The organism is Aquificaceae bacterium (genome assembly GCA_037481935.1).
Lineage (GTDB): Bacteria > Aquificota > Aquificia > Aquificales > Aquificaceae > Pampinifervens.
Genome location: JBBFKQ010000001.1, coordinates 193,444 through 207,893 on the forward strand (window position 1 = coordinate 193,444; position 14,450 = coordinate 207,893).

The window sequence follows — 14,450 nt, forward strand, 5'->3', positions numbered from 1 at the left end:
TCCATGGGAAGGACCATAAAGATGGCAGAGTCCCCCATGGAGGGACATCCAGACAAGCTGGCAGACCTCATAGCGGATGCCCTTCTTGATGAGTTCATAAGAAAAGACCCCTACAGCAGAGTATCCCTTGAAATACTCCTCCTTTCTGGCATGACCTTTGTGGCCGGACATGTTTCCACGGAGAGCTATGTGGACATACCCGGTGTGGTCAGAAAAACCGTAAAAGAGGTGGGATATAACAGACCTGAGCATGGCTTTGATGCAGATTCCTCTGCGGTCATAACCTCCATAGAAGAACAGAGCCCTGAGATAGTCCTTGGAATATCCTCAGAGGGTGCAGGGGACACGGCCACAGTGGTGGGCTATGCCTGCAGTGAGACAGATAACCTGATGCCAGTGCCTATAAGCCTTGCTCACAGCCTTTCTCAGCGTATATCGGATTTGAGAAAGTCAGGCAAAGCCCCTTTTCTGAGACCTGACGGTAAAGTTCTCATTACTGTGCTTTACGAGGATAATAAGCCCCTTTTTGTCAAGGACATCATAGTCTTCTGTCAGCATGACCCTGAGACCCAGCTTGAAAAGTTGAGGGACTTTATGGTGGAAGAGGCAATAAAGAAGGTGGTGCCCCAGAACCTGATAAGCAGAGACACACGCATGCTTGTGAACCCCTCCGGAAGGTTTGTGCTGGGAGGTCCCGCGGCAGATGCAGGGCAGACGGGAAGAAAGATAGTCTCTGACGCCTACGGAGATGTGGCATACTCTGGAGGAAGTGCCTTCTCGGGCAAAGACCCCACCAAAACGGACAGAACCGCCTCCTACATGGCACGTATGATGGCAAAGCATGTGGTGGCAAGCGGTCTTGCAGACAGGTGCATGGTGCAGATGGCTTACGCCTTTGGCATGAGCGAGGTAATAGCCTTTGATATAGAGACTTACGGAACGGAAAAGGTAGACAGAGAAAGGATAAGGGAAAGGCTCCTTGAAGTTTTCCCCACAAGCCCCAAAAGGATGATAGACTTTCTTGACCTGAGAAAGCCCATATACAGGCAGACCGCCTGCTACGGACACTTTGGAAAGGAAAACCTTCCCTGGGAGAGGCTCACGAGGCTGGAAGAGTTTTCAGAGCTCAAGTAGCCTGTCAAGGTAGACCGCCCCGCCCACCGCACACAGGTCCCTCCCCAGAGTGCTGTAAAGACCATCATACCTTCCACCCCCCGCCACCGGGTAGCCCAGAGAAGGATGGAAGAACTCAAAGACTATACCCGTGTAATAGCTCTGAGGTCGTAGCTCTGAGAGGTCAAAGAGCACTTCCAGCCCTCTTAGCCTGCTGTATACCTCCAGAAGCCTGTCGCACTCTGAGGAAAACTCAGGATGTTTTCTTCTGAAGTCCTCCAGCACCTCAGGCCCACCCTGTGTAAGAAGTAGCTCTCTGAGCTCTTCCGCCTCAGATAGCTCGCTAAAGTTTTTCTCAAGAAGGGCCTTTCTGTGTCTTTCACCATGCTTTCTGAGAAGCCCCTCCGCAATGGCCACGTGTCCAAGGCTCACCTGAAGCCCAGATAGTCCGCAGGCTTTCAGGTAGTCTCCAATCTTCTGAATTACATCCACCTCCGCATCAGAGGAAGGTTCACCCAGCACCTCAATGCCCACCTGAAAGCTCTCCAGCTCAGAGCCGGTGGAGAAGGTGTTTCCAAAGTAGAAAACTTTCAGGGGAAGCTCAAGCTCTCTTTGGAGGCTCAGAAACCTCGCAAGGCTCACCGTCCAGTCCTTTCTGAGGCACAGAAGGCTTCCATCCTGAAGACTTCCCACCACAAAAGCCCCTTCTCCATAAAGACCAGGGCTGTATACTTCCAAGGATGGGAGCATTATGAAGCTGTATTCTGGAAAGGTTTCACAGGCTCTGAGAAAAAAGGTCTTGAGCCTTTTTGACTCTTCAAAGTTGAAAAAGCGTTCCTGCGGTGGAAACCTCACGGAGAGTTATTATAACGAAGAAAAGGCTCTGGTCTTGAGAAGAACCTCTTCCCACTCCCTCTCTTGCTCTGAGTCCCATACTATGCCCGCACCCGCATAGTAGGACAGTCTCTCACCAGAGCCAACCGCAGTCCTTATGAGAACGCTAAGGGTAAAATCCTCTCCCATCACAAGACCCCCCGCACCGCAGTAGTAGTCTCTGCTGTGAGGCTCAAGCTGGTTTATGACCTCCACCGCCTTTTTCTTGGGTGCACCTACCACGGAGGCAGGTGGAAAGGTTTCATACAGTATCTCTGGCAGGCTCCTTCTTGTTCTTGCCCTCACGGTGGAGTACATCTGAAAAAGGGTTCTGAACTCCTCAACCCTGAAGAGCTCGGACACCTCCACGCTTCCCGGCATGGCAATCCTTGAAAGGTCGTTCCTGACCATATCCGTTATCATAAGGTTCTCAGCCCTGTCCTTCTCGCTACCGAGCAACTCCTCCCTCCTTTCTGCGGTGCCCTTTATAGGCCTGCTCTCAATGATCTCTCCCTTCTTTTTTAGAAAGAGTTCCATAGAGCCGCTCATAAGGTAAAAGTCCTCAAGCTCAAGAAAAAAGGCGTAGGGCACGGGTTGATTTCTGTAGTATTGGAGAAAAAGGTCAAGGGGGCTTCCCTCCAGAAGGAAGTCAAACCTGCAGGTAAGGTTAAGCTGGTATACCACACCGTCCGCTATGAAATCCTTTGTTCTTCTTACCGCATGCATGTAGCCCTCAGGGCTGAAAGAAGAGGAGGCTTTCGTGAGTCTTACCTGTTCGGGCTCTCTGGAAAGAGGATAAAATCCCTCAAGCTCAAGGTAGATGACTGCCGGAAGCCCAGAGGCTTTTACCGGCACGCGTAGCGTCTGCGAGCTAAGGGCGTAAGAAAGCACCACAAAACCAGAAGACGAACCAGATAGCTCCTCATGGGAGTGGAGGAAACGGACTCTCTTTATCTTAGCCTCATATATCCCCTCCCTGCCGAGCCATCCTCCAGAGAGCACAAGACGCATTCACAGAAGCCTTCTCTACTCCTCCACCATCTGCCAGTCAAGGTCAACAAGAAGAATCCTCTTGAGGTTCTTTGCCTGAACATTCCTTATCTCATCTATCATAGCCCTTGCGGAGACATCCTTGGGAAGCTTTCCTACACCTGTTCCCATGCCAGGCATGGCAATACTTTTAAAGCCCATGTTATCTGCGAGTTCAAGGGCTGCCCTGACAGCCTTTCTGACCTTTTCCTCAGTAGTTTCCATTGCAGGTTCCTCCATGGTAGGCGCATGTATCACACCTTTAAATTTTAACCTTCCAGCGGATGTAAACACCGCAGATCCCACACTTATGGGCGCTTTCAGAATGGCTTCCTTTTCTATAATACTACCGCCTGCTTTTTTTATAATACCTGCCACACCACCACCCATATAGCCCAGAGAGTTAGAAGGGTTCACAATAGCATCAGCCTCAATCTCAAGTAGGCTTCCCTGAAGCACCTCTATCTGTAGCATACTTTTATTTTAACTCCCTTACCGCCCTTGCTATATGCTCGCGAGTTATGATACCTAAGAGCCTGCCTTCTTCAACAACAGGAAGGTGTCCTATACCCTTTGTGAGCATAAGCCTTAGGGCATCCGCTAAGTTATCCTCCAGCTTTACTGTTATAACATCAACACTCATAAGGTCCCTAACAGTTTCTCCCTCTTTACTTAGGTCGCTCTTTGTAAGGATTCCAACAACCCTACCCCCTCTAAAACCACTAGACCACTTATTAGATGCTCTCCCATTAGCCTTTTAGCCTCTTCTATAGGCTGGTGGGCTTGCAGGGTTATAGCTTCCTCCATATAGTCCTTCACCTTGAGCCTTTCAAGGTTCAAAATCCCCCATTCTTCTCTGTATGCTAAGGAATCAAGCCTTGTATTAACTTGACTTGGAAAGGGGTGCTTTTGCGGCAGCTCCAAAGAAGGCTACCATTCCTACCACGGTAAAGGAGGGCACGTGGAGGTCAAGCCCAAGGTGTTTATTCAAAAGCAAGCTATAGAAAGCTCCCAAGAGACCACCCATCATAACAGAAGGTCCAAAGATACCGCCAGACATACCAGAACCAAGAGTAAAGGAAACACCTAAGGCAACTCCAACAGCTCCAGTAAGTATAAGTAAGGGGTCTATAAGCTTTAAATCAAGTATAAGCTGCAGATATCCATACCCATTTCCTATGGCAAAGGGTGAAAGTATTCCCACAATGCCTGCCATAAATCCGCCGATAACAGGCTTTAAATAGTGCTTTATCTTTAATTCTTCAAAAAGAGCTTTTACCCTGAAGAATAGTAAAATAAAGAGCCTCACAAAGATGGCACAGAACAAACCGAAGAAAAAGTAGGCAAAGAGTGCAGAAGCCTTTAGATTTACACCCTCCGGAATATGCACCGAAAATATTGGCTCAAAGCCAAGGAAAAAACCCACCGTTATATAGGAGCTTATACAAGCCAAAAAGGCCGGTATCAAGTTCTCTATGTCAAAGTCCTTTTTAAAAAACACCTCCGCGCTTATTAAGGCACCAGCCAGAGGAGCTTTGAATATGGCAGAAATACCGGCTCCGAGCCCTACCCCCAGCATAACTCTTCCTTCTTCCTTGGGAAGCTGTAAAAGGCTTGACAGGGTAGAACCTATACCTGCACCTATCAGAGCTATGGGTCCCTCCCTTCCGGAGGTGCCACCCATGCCTATGGTGAAAGAAGAGGTTATCAACTTGACCACGGAGGACAAAAAGGAGAGCCTTTTTTCTTCATGGTAGGCTTTTATTGCCGAGTCGGTGCCTACGCCCGCAGATTCCGGAGATAAAAAGGTTGTTAAAATTCCGGAAATCAGTCCAGCAAGAGCGGTAAGAAGGGGCAGGAGGTAAAAACGTTCAGGATAAAAGGTAAAGGCTTCTCTGTAGCCTTCTCCGGCAGGTTTAGGAGGGTAGTAGTGAGCAATGAGGTTCAAAGTGTAGCTTTCCACTAAATCTATTGCATACACAAAGATTACCGCCACAAAACCACAGAGGACGCCCAACAATACATACATAAGGTGTTTTTTGAAGGTTTTATTTAAGACCTTTTCAAACATAGGCTCCTTATGAGTGCTACGTAGTCTTTAAGATGTCTTATTATCAGAAAGCGATGCTTTACTCTTTCTTTTGCGTAAAGGCCCATTTTTATTCTTAGCTCTTTGTCCGCAAGTAGCTGTCTTGCCCTATAGGCGGCTCCTTCAACGGTGCTCACCAGAAACCCGGTCAAACCATCTACGATTTGCCTTCTTATACCGCCCACATTACCGCCTATGACGGGCTTTTCCTTCCACATAGCTTCCGAAACTACAAGCCCAAAACCCTCTCTTATGGACTTTTGAAATACCACAGTGGCAGACCTCTGAAGAGCGTTTATCTCCAAGTGGCTGTTGGGTGGCAAATTTAGAACAAAGACATCTTTCTCTCCAGCGGTAAGGTTTATAAGCTCTGTGTATACCTCCTGTCCTTCCGGGTCATCGCCGGCGTAAGAGCCGGCAAATATTAGCTGGCAGTCATACCTTTCCTTTACCATTCTGTAAGCCTTATATACACCAAAGGGGTCTTTTAGCCTGTCAAAGCGAGAAACCTGCAGGAGTATAGGCCTTTCCGGGTCTATGCCGTATTTGGTAAGGGTATTTATTCTGAAATCTTCCTCAATTTCCGCATTCTTAGGATGTAGAGGGTCTATAGAGGGTGGTATGATGTAGGAAGGGATGCTGAGCTTCTCGTAGACAAACTCCGGTATATGGAAAATGGCAACATCGTAAGCATTCACAAAGAGCTCTATAAAGTCCCAGGCTTTAGGGTCCGGGGTGGAGGTATCTATGTGGCATCTCCAGACCCATTTTTGATGCTTCTCTTTGTTTATAACCATGCCCATAGGCTGTGGGTCGTGCACAAACACCACATCGTAATCCTGCGTCCTTATCCTTTCCAGGTTTGTGTAGGTAGTCTTCAAATACAGGGCTACTTCAGAGCTTTCTATGGTGCCAGAGCCCGGCAGATGGAGCATGTTGTGTAGCTTTTTTGTAAACCTGAAGAATTCTTCCGGACCTATAAAAACTTCCCAGTGGGTTTGAATGCCTAAGGCTTGCATAAGGGGCACTAAGCGCGAAAGTATCTCCGCAACACCACCGCCTTCTCTTGTGGTGTTTATATGAAGCACTTTAAGACCCTTTAAATCTTCGGCTATTTTCTGCAGTTCTTCAATAGCTTCACCGTTTGTATATTTTGCGTAATCCTCAAGTCTTATCATCTTTTAGAATCTCCAGTATAAGACTTTTCACCTCATACAGGTTAAGCGCGTATAAATCTAAAGCTTCTATGAGCTCCGCCTTCTTCGGATAGCCCATACTCATGAGCCATTGGGAGTAGTCGTTTATCACCCTTTTATTGTCAATCTTTGAGGTTATAAGGTGGTGAAAAAGAGAATATATGCTGGATTTTTCTATGCCTTTTATGAGTTCTTCCAGGCTGGTGGCATGCTCTCCCATGTCAATTACCTCTCTGTATATATCCATAAAATAAAAGGGGCTTGCCTGTCTTTTGGCGCAGTCCTCTTTGTGTTCTGAAAGTATTTCTATCAGCCTTTCCCTGAGGGCTTCCAGGTCATGATAACGGGTTGGGTCTATGGAGCTTATTTTTTCCGCCAGAGCATCGCAGCCTATGTGTTGAAACCAGTAAGCAAAACTGTTGGTGTACATGGTTGGCAGGTTATGATAGTTAAAAAGGTTTATGTACAGGTGGTAGAGGAGGCTACCGTTTGGCACACTGAGAAGAGCCTCATAAAACTCCTGAAGGCTTTCTGCTTTAACTCCCGTGTAGAGAGGCACCCATATCTCCGTTTTAAAGTAAAATACATCAGTCATCGCTCATCAGGTATTTTAATAAATTCAGAGCTTCCTGCTGGGAAGTTACATGATACCTTGCAAAGGATGAGCCTGTGCCCACTTTGATGCTTACTGCATTGGAAGGTAATACTTTAAACATGTTTTCATCCGTTACGTCATCGCCTATAGCTAGCACAAAATCGTAATCCTCTTCTTGCAAGAAGGACAGAGCTACCGTGCCTTTGTTTATACCGGACTTTCTTACTTCCACCACCTTATTACCTAAGAGAAGGGACATGTCCGTGTTTGACAGGAGGGCTGTAAGCTCATCCACTAAGCTGGATACTAAAATAGAAGCCATCTCCTGGTCTGCATTCCTGTAATGAAAGGCTAAGGTAGAGTTCTTTTCTTCCAGAAAGGACTGGGGCAGTCTATCCACATACACCTCCATTATTGTCTTTACCCTTTCTCTCAGCTCATTGTCCATACTACAAGTGGCTTCCCAATCGCTTCCCTGTCTTCTGACCCAGCATCCGTGTTCGGCTACAATGACTATAGGCAGGTCTCCGAACCAGTTTTCAAGCTCTTCCTTTCTCCTGCCGGATATCAAAACCACCCTTGTGTTTTCTACACCGCTTAGCCTTCTTAACAGTTCTTTTACCTCTTGGGTAGGCACTGCAAAACTGGGGCGTTTAGCTATGGGCACAAGCGTGCCGTCATAATCTATAAAGAGGATCTTTTTCTTTGCGCCTTTATACATGTCCTTTAACTTCTTCAGGAGTCTGCTGTTTAGCTCCCTTGTTTTTAGCATATTCCTCTTGGAGACGGCTCCTTTAAGACTTTCTATAAAATCCATGCCCCATTTTAGCACATCGTATCTTCTTAGTCTTTCCTGCATTATGCGAAGCCTGTTTTCTTGCTCCTCTTCTGGCATCTCAAGGGCGTTTTCTATAGCTTTTGAAAGCTCCTCTACAGAGTTTGGATTCACCAGAAGGGCTTCACCGAGTTCCTTACCACTTCCTGCAAATTCAGAAAGCACTAAAACGCCCCTCAAATCCCTTCTTGAGGCAACAAACTCCTTAGCCACCAAGTTCATGCCGTCTTTTATGGGGGTTACTAAAATAACATCACAAGCTCTGTAGTAGGCTATAAGCTCTTCGGTGGGCAAAGATTTGTAGTGGTATAGTATGGGTACCCATTCTATGTGTCCAAAAGCGCCGTTTATCTGCGCTACCTTTTCCTCTATCTGTCTTTTCATCCTTTGGTAGTGCTCTACCCCTTCCCTTGAAGGCACAAGGTTTAGTATCATCACCACCCTTCCGTGCCAGTCTTTTCTTCTGTTTAAAAAATCTTCAAAGGCAAGCAGTCTATTGTATATTCCTTTCGTGTAGTCCAGTCTATCCACTGAAAAGACTATGCGTTTGTTGCCTAAGGTTTCCCTTATAGCCTTTACCTTTTCCTCATCCCCTTTAAACTCGTTAAAGAGTTGAAAGTCAATACCCATAGGGAAGGTACCCACTTTTACAACTCTGTCCTTATAAATGAGTTCCCCCATAGTATGTTCAATGCCTAAGACGTTCATTAGACTGCGGAGGAAGTTGGTGGTGTATTCGTAGGTGTGAAAGCCTATCAGGTCTGCACCCAAAAGACCCTCCAATACTTCCCTCCTCCACGGAAGTTGGGCGAATATCTCCGGCGGTGGAAAAGGAATATGAAGGAAAAAGCCTATGTTTGCATAAGGCATAGCCTTTCTCACGAGGGCAGGCAGTAGCATAAGATGGTAGTCGTGTATCCAGAGGAAAGTATCCGAGTCTAACTGGGTATGTTCAAGAAGCGTCTTTAAGAATAGCCTGTTTACCTCTAAGTAGCTTTCCCAGGCATTTCTTTCATAGGATGATAGGGTGGGCATGCTATGAAAGAGGGGCCAGAGGGTTTTGTTGCAAAAACCGTTATAAAATCTATCCATAAGCCTTTCAGGTATATACACGGGAAGCACATTATACTTTTCTCGTGGCATATTCCTTATTTTCTCTATGCTGCTTTTACTCAAACTAGAACCTGCCCATCCCACCCATAGCCAGTTTCCTACAGAAGCCCTCTTTAAAAAGGTATGCACCCCAGAAGCTAAACCACCCGGACTTTTTTGAAGTTCTAAGGGTTCAACGCTTTTAACAATATAAGGGAGTCTGTTTGCTACTATTACTAATTTCATAACTTATACAAGCGTCCCCGGGCGGAGTCGAACCGCCGACCTCGAGATTAGGAATCTCGCGCTCTATCCTTCTGAGCTACGGGGACTCAGATATTATTTTAACACCTTTCCCGTCTTATGGTAAAAAATGTAAAGGTCAAGCTCTGCCTGAGACATGCCAAGTATCTTGCATATCTCCTCCAGCCTTTTTTCTGCCTCAAGGTAAACCTTTCTCGTCATAGTTCTGTAGTCGGGAATGAGGGACTTTTCCTTCAGATACCTGAATATGTGCCTGTCCACTATGGCCACATCCTCAAAGCCTATGTTTCTCAGAAAGTGGGATGCCTCTTTGAGACCGAAGCCCTCCACTTTATACTTGGAGCATGTGTCGCTGAGAAGCTCCCTCACAGTCTTTCCATCACAGGCATCAACTATGACCTCCATAACCCTCTCAAACCTTTCCCTTGCCCTGACTATCCTTTCAGCCCTCTGACGGGCAAAGCGATGACCCGCAGAGGCTATTAACTTCTCCAGCTCTTCAAGGCTGAGCTCTCTGAAACCCTCTGTGCCTATGGTGCTCTGCAGCTTTATTCCAATAAGAGCAGAGGAATTGGCGGTCAGAAGGCAAAAGCACAGCTCAGAAAATATATCTGCGCCGTATACATAGTCCGCAAAGGGTCTGAAGTCAAAGGTGGTTTTTCCCGTCTTTCCAAGCTCTCTGAATTCAGAGAGCCTCCTGTCCACATAGGTCTTTATCTTATCTCTGAGTGCCACAAGCTCCTCAAACACCGCAGACCTCCCTTATGAGCTCCCTTGCACCCTCCAGAGTGCTACTGTTTACCGTTCCCATCAGCCTTGCTATTTCCTCAAGTCTTTCCTTTTCTGAAAGTTCCACCACCCTTATCAAGGGTATGTCTCCGATAAGTTCTCTTCTTGTGGTAAGGTGTTTTTCTGCGGCGCTGGCTATGGCTGGTGAGTGGGTTATAACAATTAGCTGTGTCTTTGTTGAAAGCTCCCTGAGAAGCTTTGCAAGCTTTATAGAGGTTCTTCCGCTTACGCCTGCGTCCACCTCATCCAGCACATAGGTCTGGGCAGGTGGTGATAGCATAAAGAGAGCCAGAGAAAGCCTTGATATTTCACCTCCCGAGGCCACATCAGATATATCCATTTCATTCCTGCCGTAAGAAGAAAAGAGAAACTTCGGCTGTTCTCTGCCGTATCTACCCGGCTTCTCCTCAAAAGAAACCTTAAAACTTGCACCTTCAAGCCCCATGCTCCTGAGATATTCAATAACCCGGGTTTCAAAGCCCTCCCTTGCCAGAAGCCTCCTTTTGCTCAGCTCCTCGTAGAGCATGTGGAGCTCTTCTCTCCTCATTGCCAGCTCCCTTTCAATATCCTCTGGATTTTCTTCCTCTTGAAGTTTGAGCAATTCTTCCTTAAGAAGAAGCATGTGCCTGTATATTTCCCCGTAGTCCATCCTGTATCTCCTCTCAAGCCTCTGAATTCTGTAGACTTTCTCATTGAGGCCGTCAAGCTCCTCCTGACTGTAGGATATGAACCTTCCTCTCAGGCCTCTTTCAAGCTCTGTCAGGCTGTCTTCAAAAACCTCAGGCACATGAGAATCCTGTTTCCAGCCTCCAAGGGAGGTCAGGTCTTTCAGGGCTTTTCGGAGAAGCTTGAGACCTTCCATGCATGTTTCAAGTCCAGAGAGAGCCTGGAGGATAAGGCTGTTTATCCTCTCTGCCAGATTTATCTCCTCAAGCCTTTTCTTTACCTGCAGGTATTCCTCGGGCGTCAGCCCCACCTCTTCAATATCCCTTATTTCCTCAGATATAAGCCTCTTTCTCACCTCCATCTCAATCCTTCGCTGGTTTGAGTTTTTGAGTCTCTCCTCAAGCTCCACCACTCGCTGGTATGCCTTTTCTACCAGTTTTCTGAGCTCCATACAACCTGCAAAGCTATCATACACATCCCTCTGAAAGTCAGCCCTGAGGATTTTTGTCCTGTCGTTCTGTCCCTGAAGGAGGAGGGTTGAGGAAAGAACTTCCTCCACCACCCTTTTTGTGCTCCCCCTGCCGTTGAGATAATACCTGCTCCTACCCTTTATGAGCTCTCTTCTCACTATGAGTGGCTCATCCTCAAGCAGAAACTCAGCCTCAACGCAGGTGCCCTCAGGATAATCACCATCCTGCCCCAGAAGGAAAGAGAGGGATGCTACTGTAAGGGACTTTCCCATGCCCGTTTCACCTGTTATTACATTAAGCCCTTTTTCAAAGTATACCTCTTCACCCTTTATGAAGAAAAAGCTCTCAAGGCTCAGTCTTGTGAGCATGATTAATTTAAAATTTATCCCAGAGATTTTCTGAGGCTTTTTTCCAACATTTCAAGCATGTAGGCGAACTTTCTGTCCTGCTGTTTTTTCTCCTCCAATTTCCTTATTGAATAGAGGGCGGATGTGTGGTCTGGCTTTCCAAAGAGCCTTGCTATCTCTGAATAAGACATGTGAAGGAGAGTCTTGCAGAAATACATAGCGGTTTGTCTCGCCTTTATAACCTTCCTTTCCTTTGTTTCCCTCCTCAGGTCTTCTGGCTTCAGGTTGAAATACTTTGCCACATGTCTTATGAGTTCTTCCTCCCTGCTCCTGGTCTGTCCCGATGGTTTTTCCCTTATACCGGTTAGTTTAAGGGTTTTTATAAAACCTTCTATTTCCCTGACACTGTAGCCGGTGTTTTCCATAACGTAGTCCACATGCTTCCTGTCGGTGGGTAGCCCATACAGCAGTAGCTTGTGTCTGACAATAGAGAGCTTTGTTTCATCGTCAAGACCTATCTCAAGAATCAGACCACTGGCAAACCTGCTGAGAAGCCTTTCAGAAACATCCCTTATGTCCTTGGGGTGCCTGTCGCTCACCAGCACTATCTGCTTTTCCGCCATCTGAAGAATCTCAAAAACCCTAAAGAGCTCCACCTGAGTTCTCTCCTTTCCAGAAAGAAACTGCACATCATCCAACAGAAGAAGGTCCACACCCGAATAGGCTTTTCTAAAAGCTTCTATCTTTCCCTCCTTCAGGCTTTTTATCATCTCATCGGAAAACTCGGTTGCCTGCCTGTAAACAACCCTAAAGTGGGAGGACTTTGCTCTATTGCCAACAGCATGCAGAAGGTGGGTTTTCCCGAGGCCCACACCCCCATATATGAAAAGAGGACTGTAAATGCCCGGGCTAGCAGATACTTCAAGGCAGACTCTGTGGGCAAGCTGGTTTGACCTTCCCACCACAAAGTTATCAAAGCTATACCTTGGCGAGAGTCCGTCACCAAGGGTTGTCTCTGCCTTTTTCTCCTCTTCCTGAGACCTTACCAGTATCTCCTTTCCATAGTCGGAAAGCCTTGCCCTTATGTATTCAAGCACCCACTTTTTGTATTCTAGGGTGGGAGTGATTATGAGCACCCTGCTTGGGGTTTCCTCAATTCTGAACTGCCTGAAGAGCCCCACCGCAAACCTGTCTCTGTTTTCTACAAACAGCAAAAAATCCCTCATGGCTCATAGTTGCCGCTTATACCCGTAAGGCTTTTTTTGTTGCCCCTCAACTGATGGTTAAAATCATAATGCCTGAAACACAGCATCCTCAAGCGAGGAAAAGCTTATGTGGTAAACCTCTGGAATGGATGAGCCTAAATCTGGGATAGTCTGAAGCTATTTAAATAAACCTGAAAACTCTGTGGGACCAAGTCTTGGTATGCGAAGAATCTGAAGGTTTTCCTCCAGATGTTCTAGCCTGCTCATTCCCACAAGTGCTGTTCCCACACCCGGTGTGCTCAACACAAACTGCAGGCTTGCATGCACATCTCTGTCTACTCTTAGCTTTTCTTTCAGCTCCTGTGGCACTCTTCCTACAACCCTTCCCTGATATATGCTGGCGCTGGTGTAGGTGTATATGCCCAGCCTCTCACAGGCTTCAAGAGTTGAAAGCCTCTCACCCGCAACTTCCTGATTTTTTAGCGTATAGGCTTCGGGCATGCCAAGGTTGTAGGGAAGCTGAATGAACCGGAAGTGATGGTCCTCTCCCCCTATTTCCTGAGCAAGGCTCAGGAGTTCTGCAAGGTTCAGATACTGCCTGCTTGAAGAAGATACTCTGAAGCCTCCCCAGGTGGCAAGGCCGTAATATTTCACCCTTCCTCTCCTCACCTCAGACTCAAGGTATTCAAAGCACTCTTTTATCTTCTTGTTGAACAGGCTTTTTTCAAAGAAGTTCAGCTGCTCTTCCGGGTTGTGAAGGAAGTATATATCCACATATTGAGTTCCCATGTTCTGCAGGCTTTTGTCAAGGCACCATTCAATAAAGCCAGCAGAAAGATAGTGCCCCTGGGGCGTCATCTCCTCCAGCTTTACGATGCCTGAGTTTACAAAGTTTTCGTAAAAGTAATCCCTTGGGTCTACGCCCGAGTCCGCATCGTAGGGAATGTATCCACCCTTTGTGGAGAGGATGACCTGCTCTCTGGGAACCTCTTTTAGAACCTCACCTATATCCCTCTCGCTCTTCATATACCTGTAGACTATGGCGGTATCCACCACGTTTATGCCAGCCTGCAGGGCTCTCTTTATCACCTCCCTGTATCCCTGAGAAGTTTTCTGGTCAAGCTCTCCAAGGTATGTGCCAACACCAAGCTCAGAAAGCCGTAAATTTAAAAAGGTTTTCATGATTGCCTCCTCTAAAAACTCAGAAAGTCAAAGCCGCCCGTCTGCCTCTGAAGAAGCCCGAGCTCCACAAGCAGATTTTCCTCTTCCCTTATCAGCCCCTCCGGCATGAGCCTTTTGGGACAGGCGTAAGAGCAGTTCATGCAGTGAGTGCATAGGTCAGGTCTCAGGTTGTATATGCCTATGTTCGTTGCTTGCCTGTTCACATTCCTCGGGTCATGAAGGTGCTTGTAAACTCTTGTAAGGGCGGAAGGACCGCCAAAGAGCTCCGTGCTGGTAAGCACCGGACATACGCTATCGCAGATACCGCAGAGTATACACTCCCAGCTCTTTGAGGTTTTGAGGTTGGTTCCCTCCTGCAGTATCATGTTCTCCTGTTGCGGATACAGCCATGTCTTAAAACTCCTGAGCTTTGAGTGCATTCCTTCGTGGTCCACCACCAGGTCTCTTATTACAGGAAAGTAGTCAAGGGGCTCAATGAGGAGCTCCTCTTCCTTTCCCGATATCCAGGTGGAACAGGCGAGGGCTGGTTTTCCGTTGAGCTTTACCGCACATGTTCCACATATGCCTGCTCTGCACATGCTCCTGAAGGTAAGGCTCGGATCCTCACTTTCCTTTATCGTGAAAAGAAGCTCAAGAAGGGTCATGTCCTGAGAGGGGTCTATCTCAAACTCCTCAGCACCTTGAGGATATCTCCTTATTTTCACC

14 protein-coding genes and 1 tRNA gene are annotated in these 14,450 nt (G+C 47.0%); 1 reads left to right on the forward strand and 14 read right to left on the reverse strand.

Features of this window, described 5'->3' with window-relative positions:
* The first annotated feature begins 3 nt into the window (after positions 1-3).
* Positions 4-1,134, forward strand: a complete 1,131-nt coding sequence (metK, locus tag WHS43_01120) for a methionine adenosyltransferase (GenBank protein ID MEJ5338242.1) — start codon at positions 4-6, stop codon at positions 1,132-1,134.
* On the opposite strand, the gene WHS43_01125 is transcribed toward metK, so the two are convergent.
* From WHS43_01125 to WHS43_01190, 14 genes are all read right to left on the reverse strand, one after another.
* On the reverse strand, positions 1,120-1,968 hold the full coding sequence (locus tag WHS43_01125) for an ATP phosphoribosyltransferase regulatory subunit (GenBank protein MEJ5338243.1): 849 nt from the start codon (positions 1,966-1,968) through the stop codon (positions 1,120-1,122). The two genes, metK and WHS43_01125, sit on opposite strands and share 15 nt — an antisense overlap.
* Before the next feature lie 9 nt (positions 1,969-1,977).
* The gene (locus WHS43_01130; GenBank protein ID MEJ5338244.1) at positions 1,978-2,997 is read right to left on the reverse strand and encodes an anthranilate synthase component I family protein; all 1,020 of its coding nucleotides are present in this window, start codon (positions 2,995-2,997) and stop codon (positions 1,978-1,980) included.
* Positions 2,998-3,012: 15 nt separating this feature from the next.
* Complete coding sequence (locus WHS43_01135) at positions 3,013-3,489, reverse strand: ADP-ribose-binding protein (GenBank protein ID MEJ5338245.1); 477 nt, start codon at positions 3,487-3,489, stop codon at positions 3,013-3,015.
* Between the two features lie 4 nt (positions 3,490-3,493).
* On the reverse strand, positions 3,494-3,658 hold the full coding sequence (locus WHS43_01140) for a CBS domain-containing protein (protein ID MEJ5338246.1): 165 nt from the start codon (positions 3,656-3,658) through the stop codon (positions 3,494-3,496).
* 240 nt (positions 3,659-3,898) lie between these two features.
* Entirely contained in the window at positions 3,899-5,086 is a 1,188-nt protein-coding gene (locus WHS43_01145) for a chloride channel protein (protein ID MEJ5338247.1), read from the reverse strand.
* Entirely contained in the window at positions 5,068-6,282 is a 1,215-nt protein-coding gene (locus tag WHS43_01150) for a glycosyltransferase (GenBank protein MEJ5338248.1), read from the reverse strand. Before WHS43_01150 ends, WHS43_01145 begins: the two co-directional genes overlap by 19 nt.
* A complete protein-coding gene (locus WHS43_01155; protein MEJ5338249.1) occupies positions 6,269-6,895 on the reverse strand; it encodes a DUF5752 family protein in 627 nt (208 codons plus the stop codon). The genes WHS43_01150 and WHS43_01155 overlap by 14 nt, the downstream gene beginning before the upstream one ends.
* Positions 6,888-9,068: a bifunctional alpha,alpha-trehalose-phosphate synthase (UDP-forming)/trehalose-phosphatase gene (locus tag WHS43_01160; protein MEJ5338250.1), complete on the reverse strand. Its 2,181-nt coding sequence runs from the start codon at positions 9,066-9,068 to the stop codon at positions 6,888-6,890. Before WHS43_01160 ends, WHS43_01155 begins: the two co-directional genes overlap by 8 nt.
* 12 nt (positions 9,069-9,080) lie before the next feature.
* Positions 9,081-9,154, reverse strand: a tRNA-Arg gene (locus WHS43_01165).
* A 7-nt stretch (positions 9,155-9,161) separates the two neighbouring features.
* A complete protein-coding gene (locus WHS43_01170; GenBank protein MEJ5338251.1) occupies positions 9,162-9,836 on the reverse strand; it encodes an N-glycosylase/DNA lyase in 675 nt (224 codons plus the stop codon).
* Positions 9,829-11,379 carry an AAA family ATPase gene (locus WHS43_01175; protein ID MEJ5338252.1) on the reverse strand — a complete coding sequence of 517 codons (1,551 nt, stop codon included), beginning with the start codon at positions 11,377-11,379 and terminating at the stop codon, positions 9,829-9,831. The genes WHS43_01170 and WHS43_01175 overlap by 8 nt, the downstream gene beginning before the upstream one ends.
* A 14-nt stretch (positions 11,380-11,393) precedes the next feature.
* Complete coding sequence (locus WHS43_01180) at positions 11,394-12,584, reverse strand: chromosomal replication initiator protein DnaA (protein ID MEJ5338253.1); 1,191 nt, start codon at positions 12,582-12,584, stop codon at positions 11,394-11,396.
* A 156-nt stretch (positions 12,585-12,740) separates the two neighbouring features.
* Positions 12,741-13,745: an aldo/keto reductase gene (locus WHS43_01185; protein ID MEJ5338254.1), complete on the reverse strand. Its 1,005-nt coding sequence runs from the start codon at positions 13,743-13,745 to the stop codon at positions 12,741-12,743.
* Positions 13,746-13,756: 11 nt separating this feature from the next.
* Entirely contained in the window at positions 13,757-14,449 is a 693-nt protein-coding gene (locus WHS43_01190) for a 2Fe-2S iron-sulfur cluster-binding protein (protein ID MEJ5338255.1), read from the reverse strand.
* Position 14,450: the final 1 nt, after the last annotated feature.

What these genes read in the sequence shown, in the direction of transcription:
- WHS43_01155 (MEJ5338249.1), bottom strand. Translation starts at nt 6,895, where the DNA reads ATGACTGATGTATTTTACTTTAAAACGGAGATATGGGTGCCTCTCTAC.
- metK (MEJ5338242.1), top strand. Translation starts at nt 4, where the DNA reads ATGGGAAGGACCATAAAGATGGCAGAGTCCCCCATGGAGGGACATCCA.
- WHS43_01150 (MEJ5338248.1), bottom strand. Translation starts at nt 6,282, where the DNA reads ATGATAAGACTTGAGGATTACGCAAAATATACAAACGGTGAAGCTATT.
- WHS43_01175 (MEJ5338252.1), bottom strand. Translation starts at nt 11,379, where the DNA reads ATGCTCACAAGACTGAGCCTTGAGAGCTTTTTCTTCATAAAGGGTGAA.
- WHS43_01140 (MEJ5338246.1), bottom strand. Translation starts at nt 3,658, where the DNA reads ATGAGTGTTGATGTTATAACAGTAAAGCTGGAGGATAACTTAGCGGAT.
- WHS43_01130 (MEJ5338244.1), bottom strand. Translation starts at nt 2,997, where the DNA reads ATGCGTCTTGTGCTCTCTGGAGGATGGCTCGGCAGGGAGGGGATATAT.
- WHS43_01180 (MEJ5338253.1), bottom strand. Translation starts at nt 12,584, where the DNA reads ATGAGGGATTTTTTGCTGTTTGTAGAAAACAGAGACAGGTTTGCGGTG.
- WHS43_01185 (MEJ5338254.1), bottom strand. Translation starts at nt 13,745, where the DNA reads ATGAAAACCTTTTTAAATTTACGGCTTTCTGAGCTTGGTGTTGGCACA.
- WHS43_01160 (MEJ5338250.1), bottom strand. Translation starts at nt 9,068, where the DNA reads ATGAAATTAGTAATAGTAGCAAACAGACTCCCTTATATTGTTAAAAGC.
- WHS43_01145 (MEJ5338247.1), bottom strand. Translation starts at nt 5,086, where the DNA reads ATGTTTGAAAAGGTCTTAAATAAAACCTTCAAAAAACACCTTATGTAT.
- WHS43_01135 (MEJ5338245.1), bottom strand. Translation starts at nt 3,489, where the DNA reads ATGCTACAGATAGAGGTGCTTCAGGGAAGCCTACTTGAGATTGAGGCT.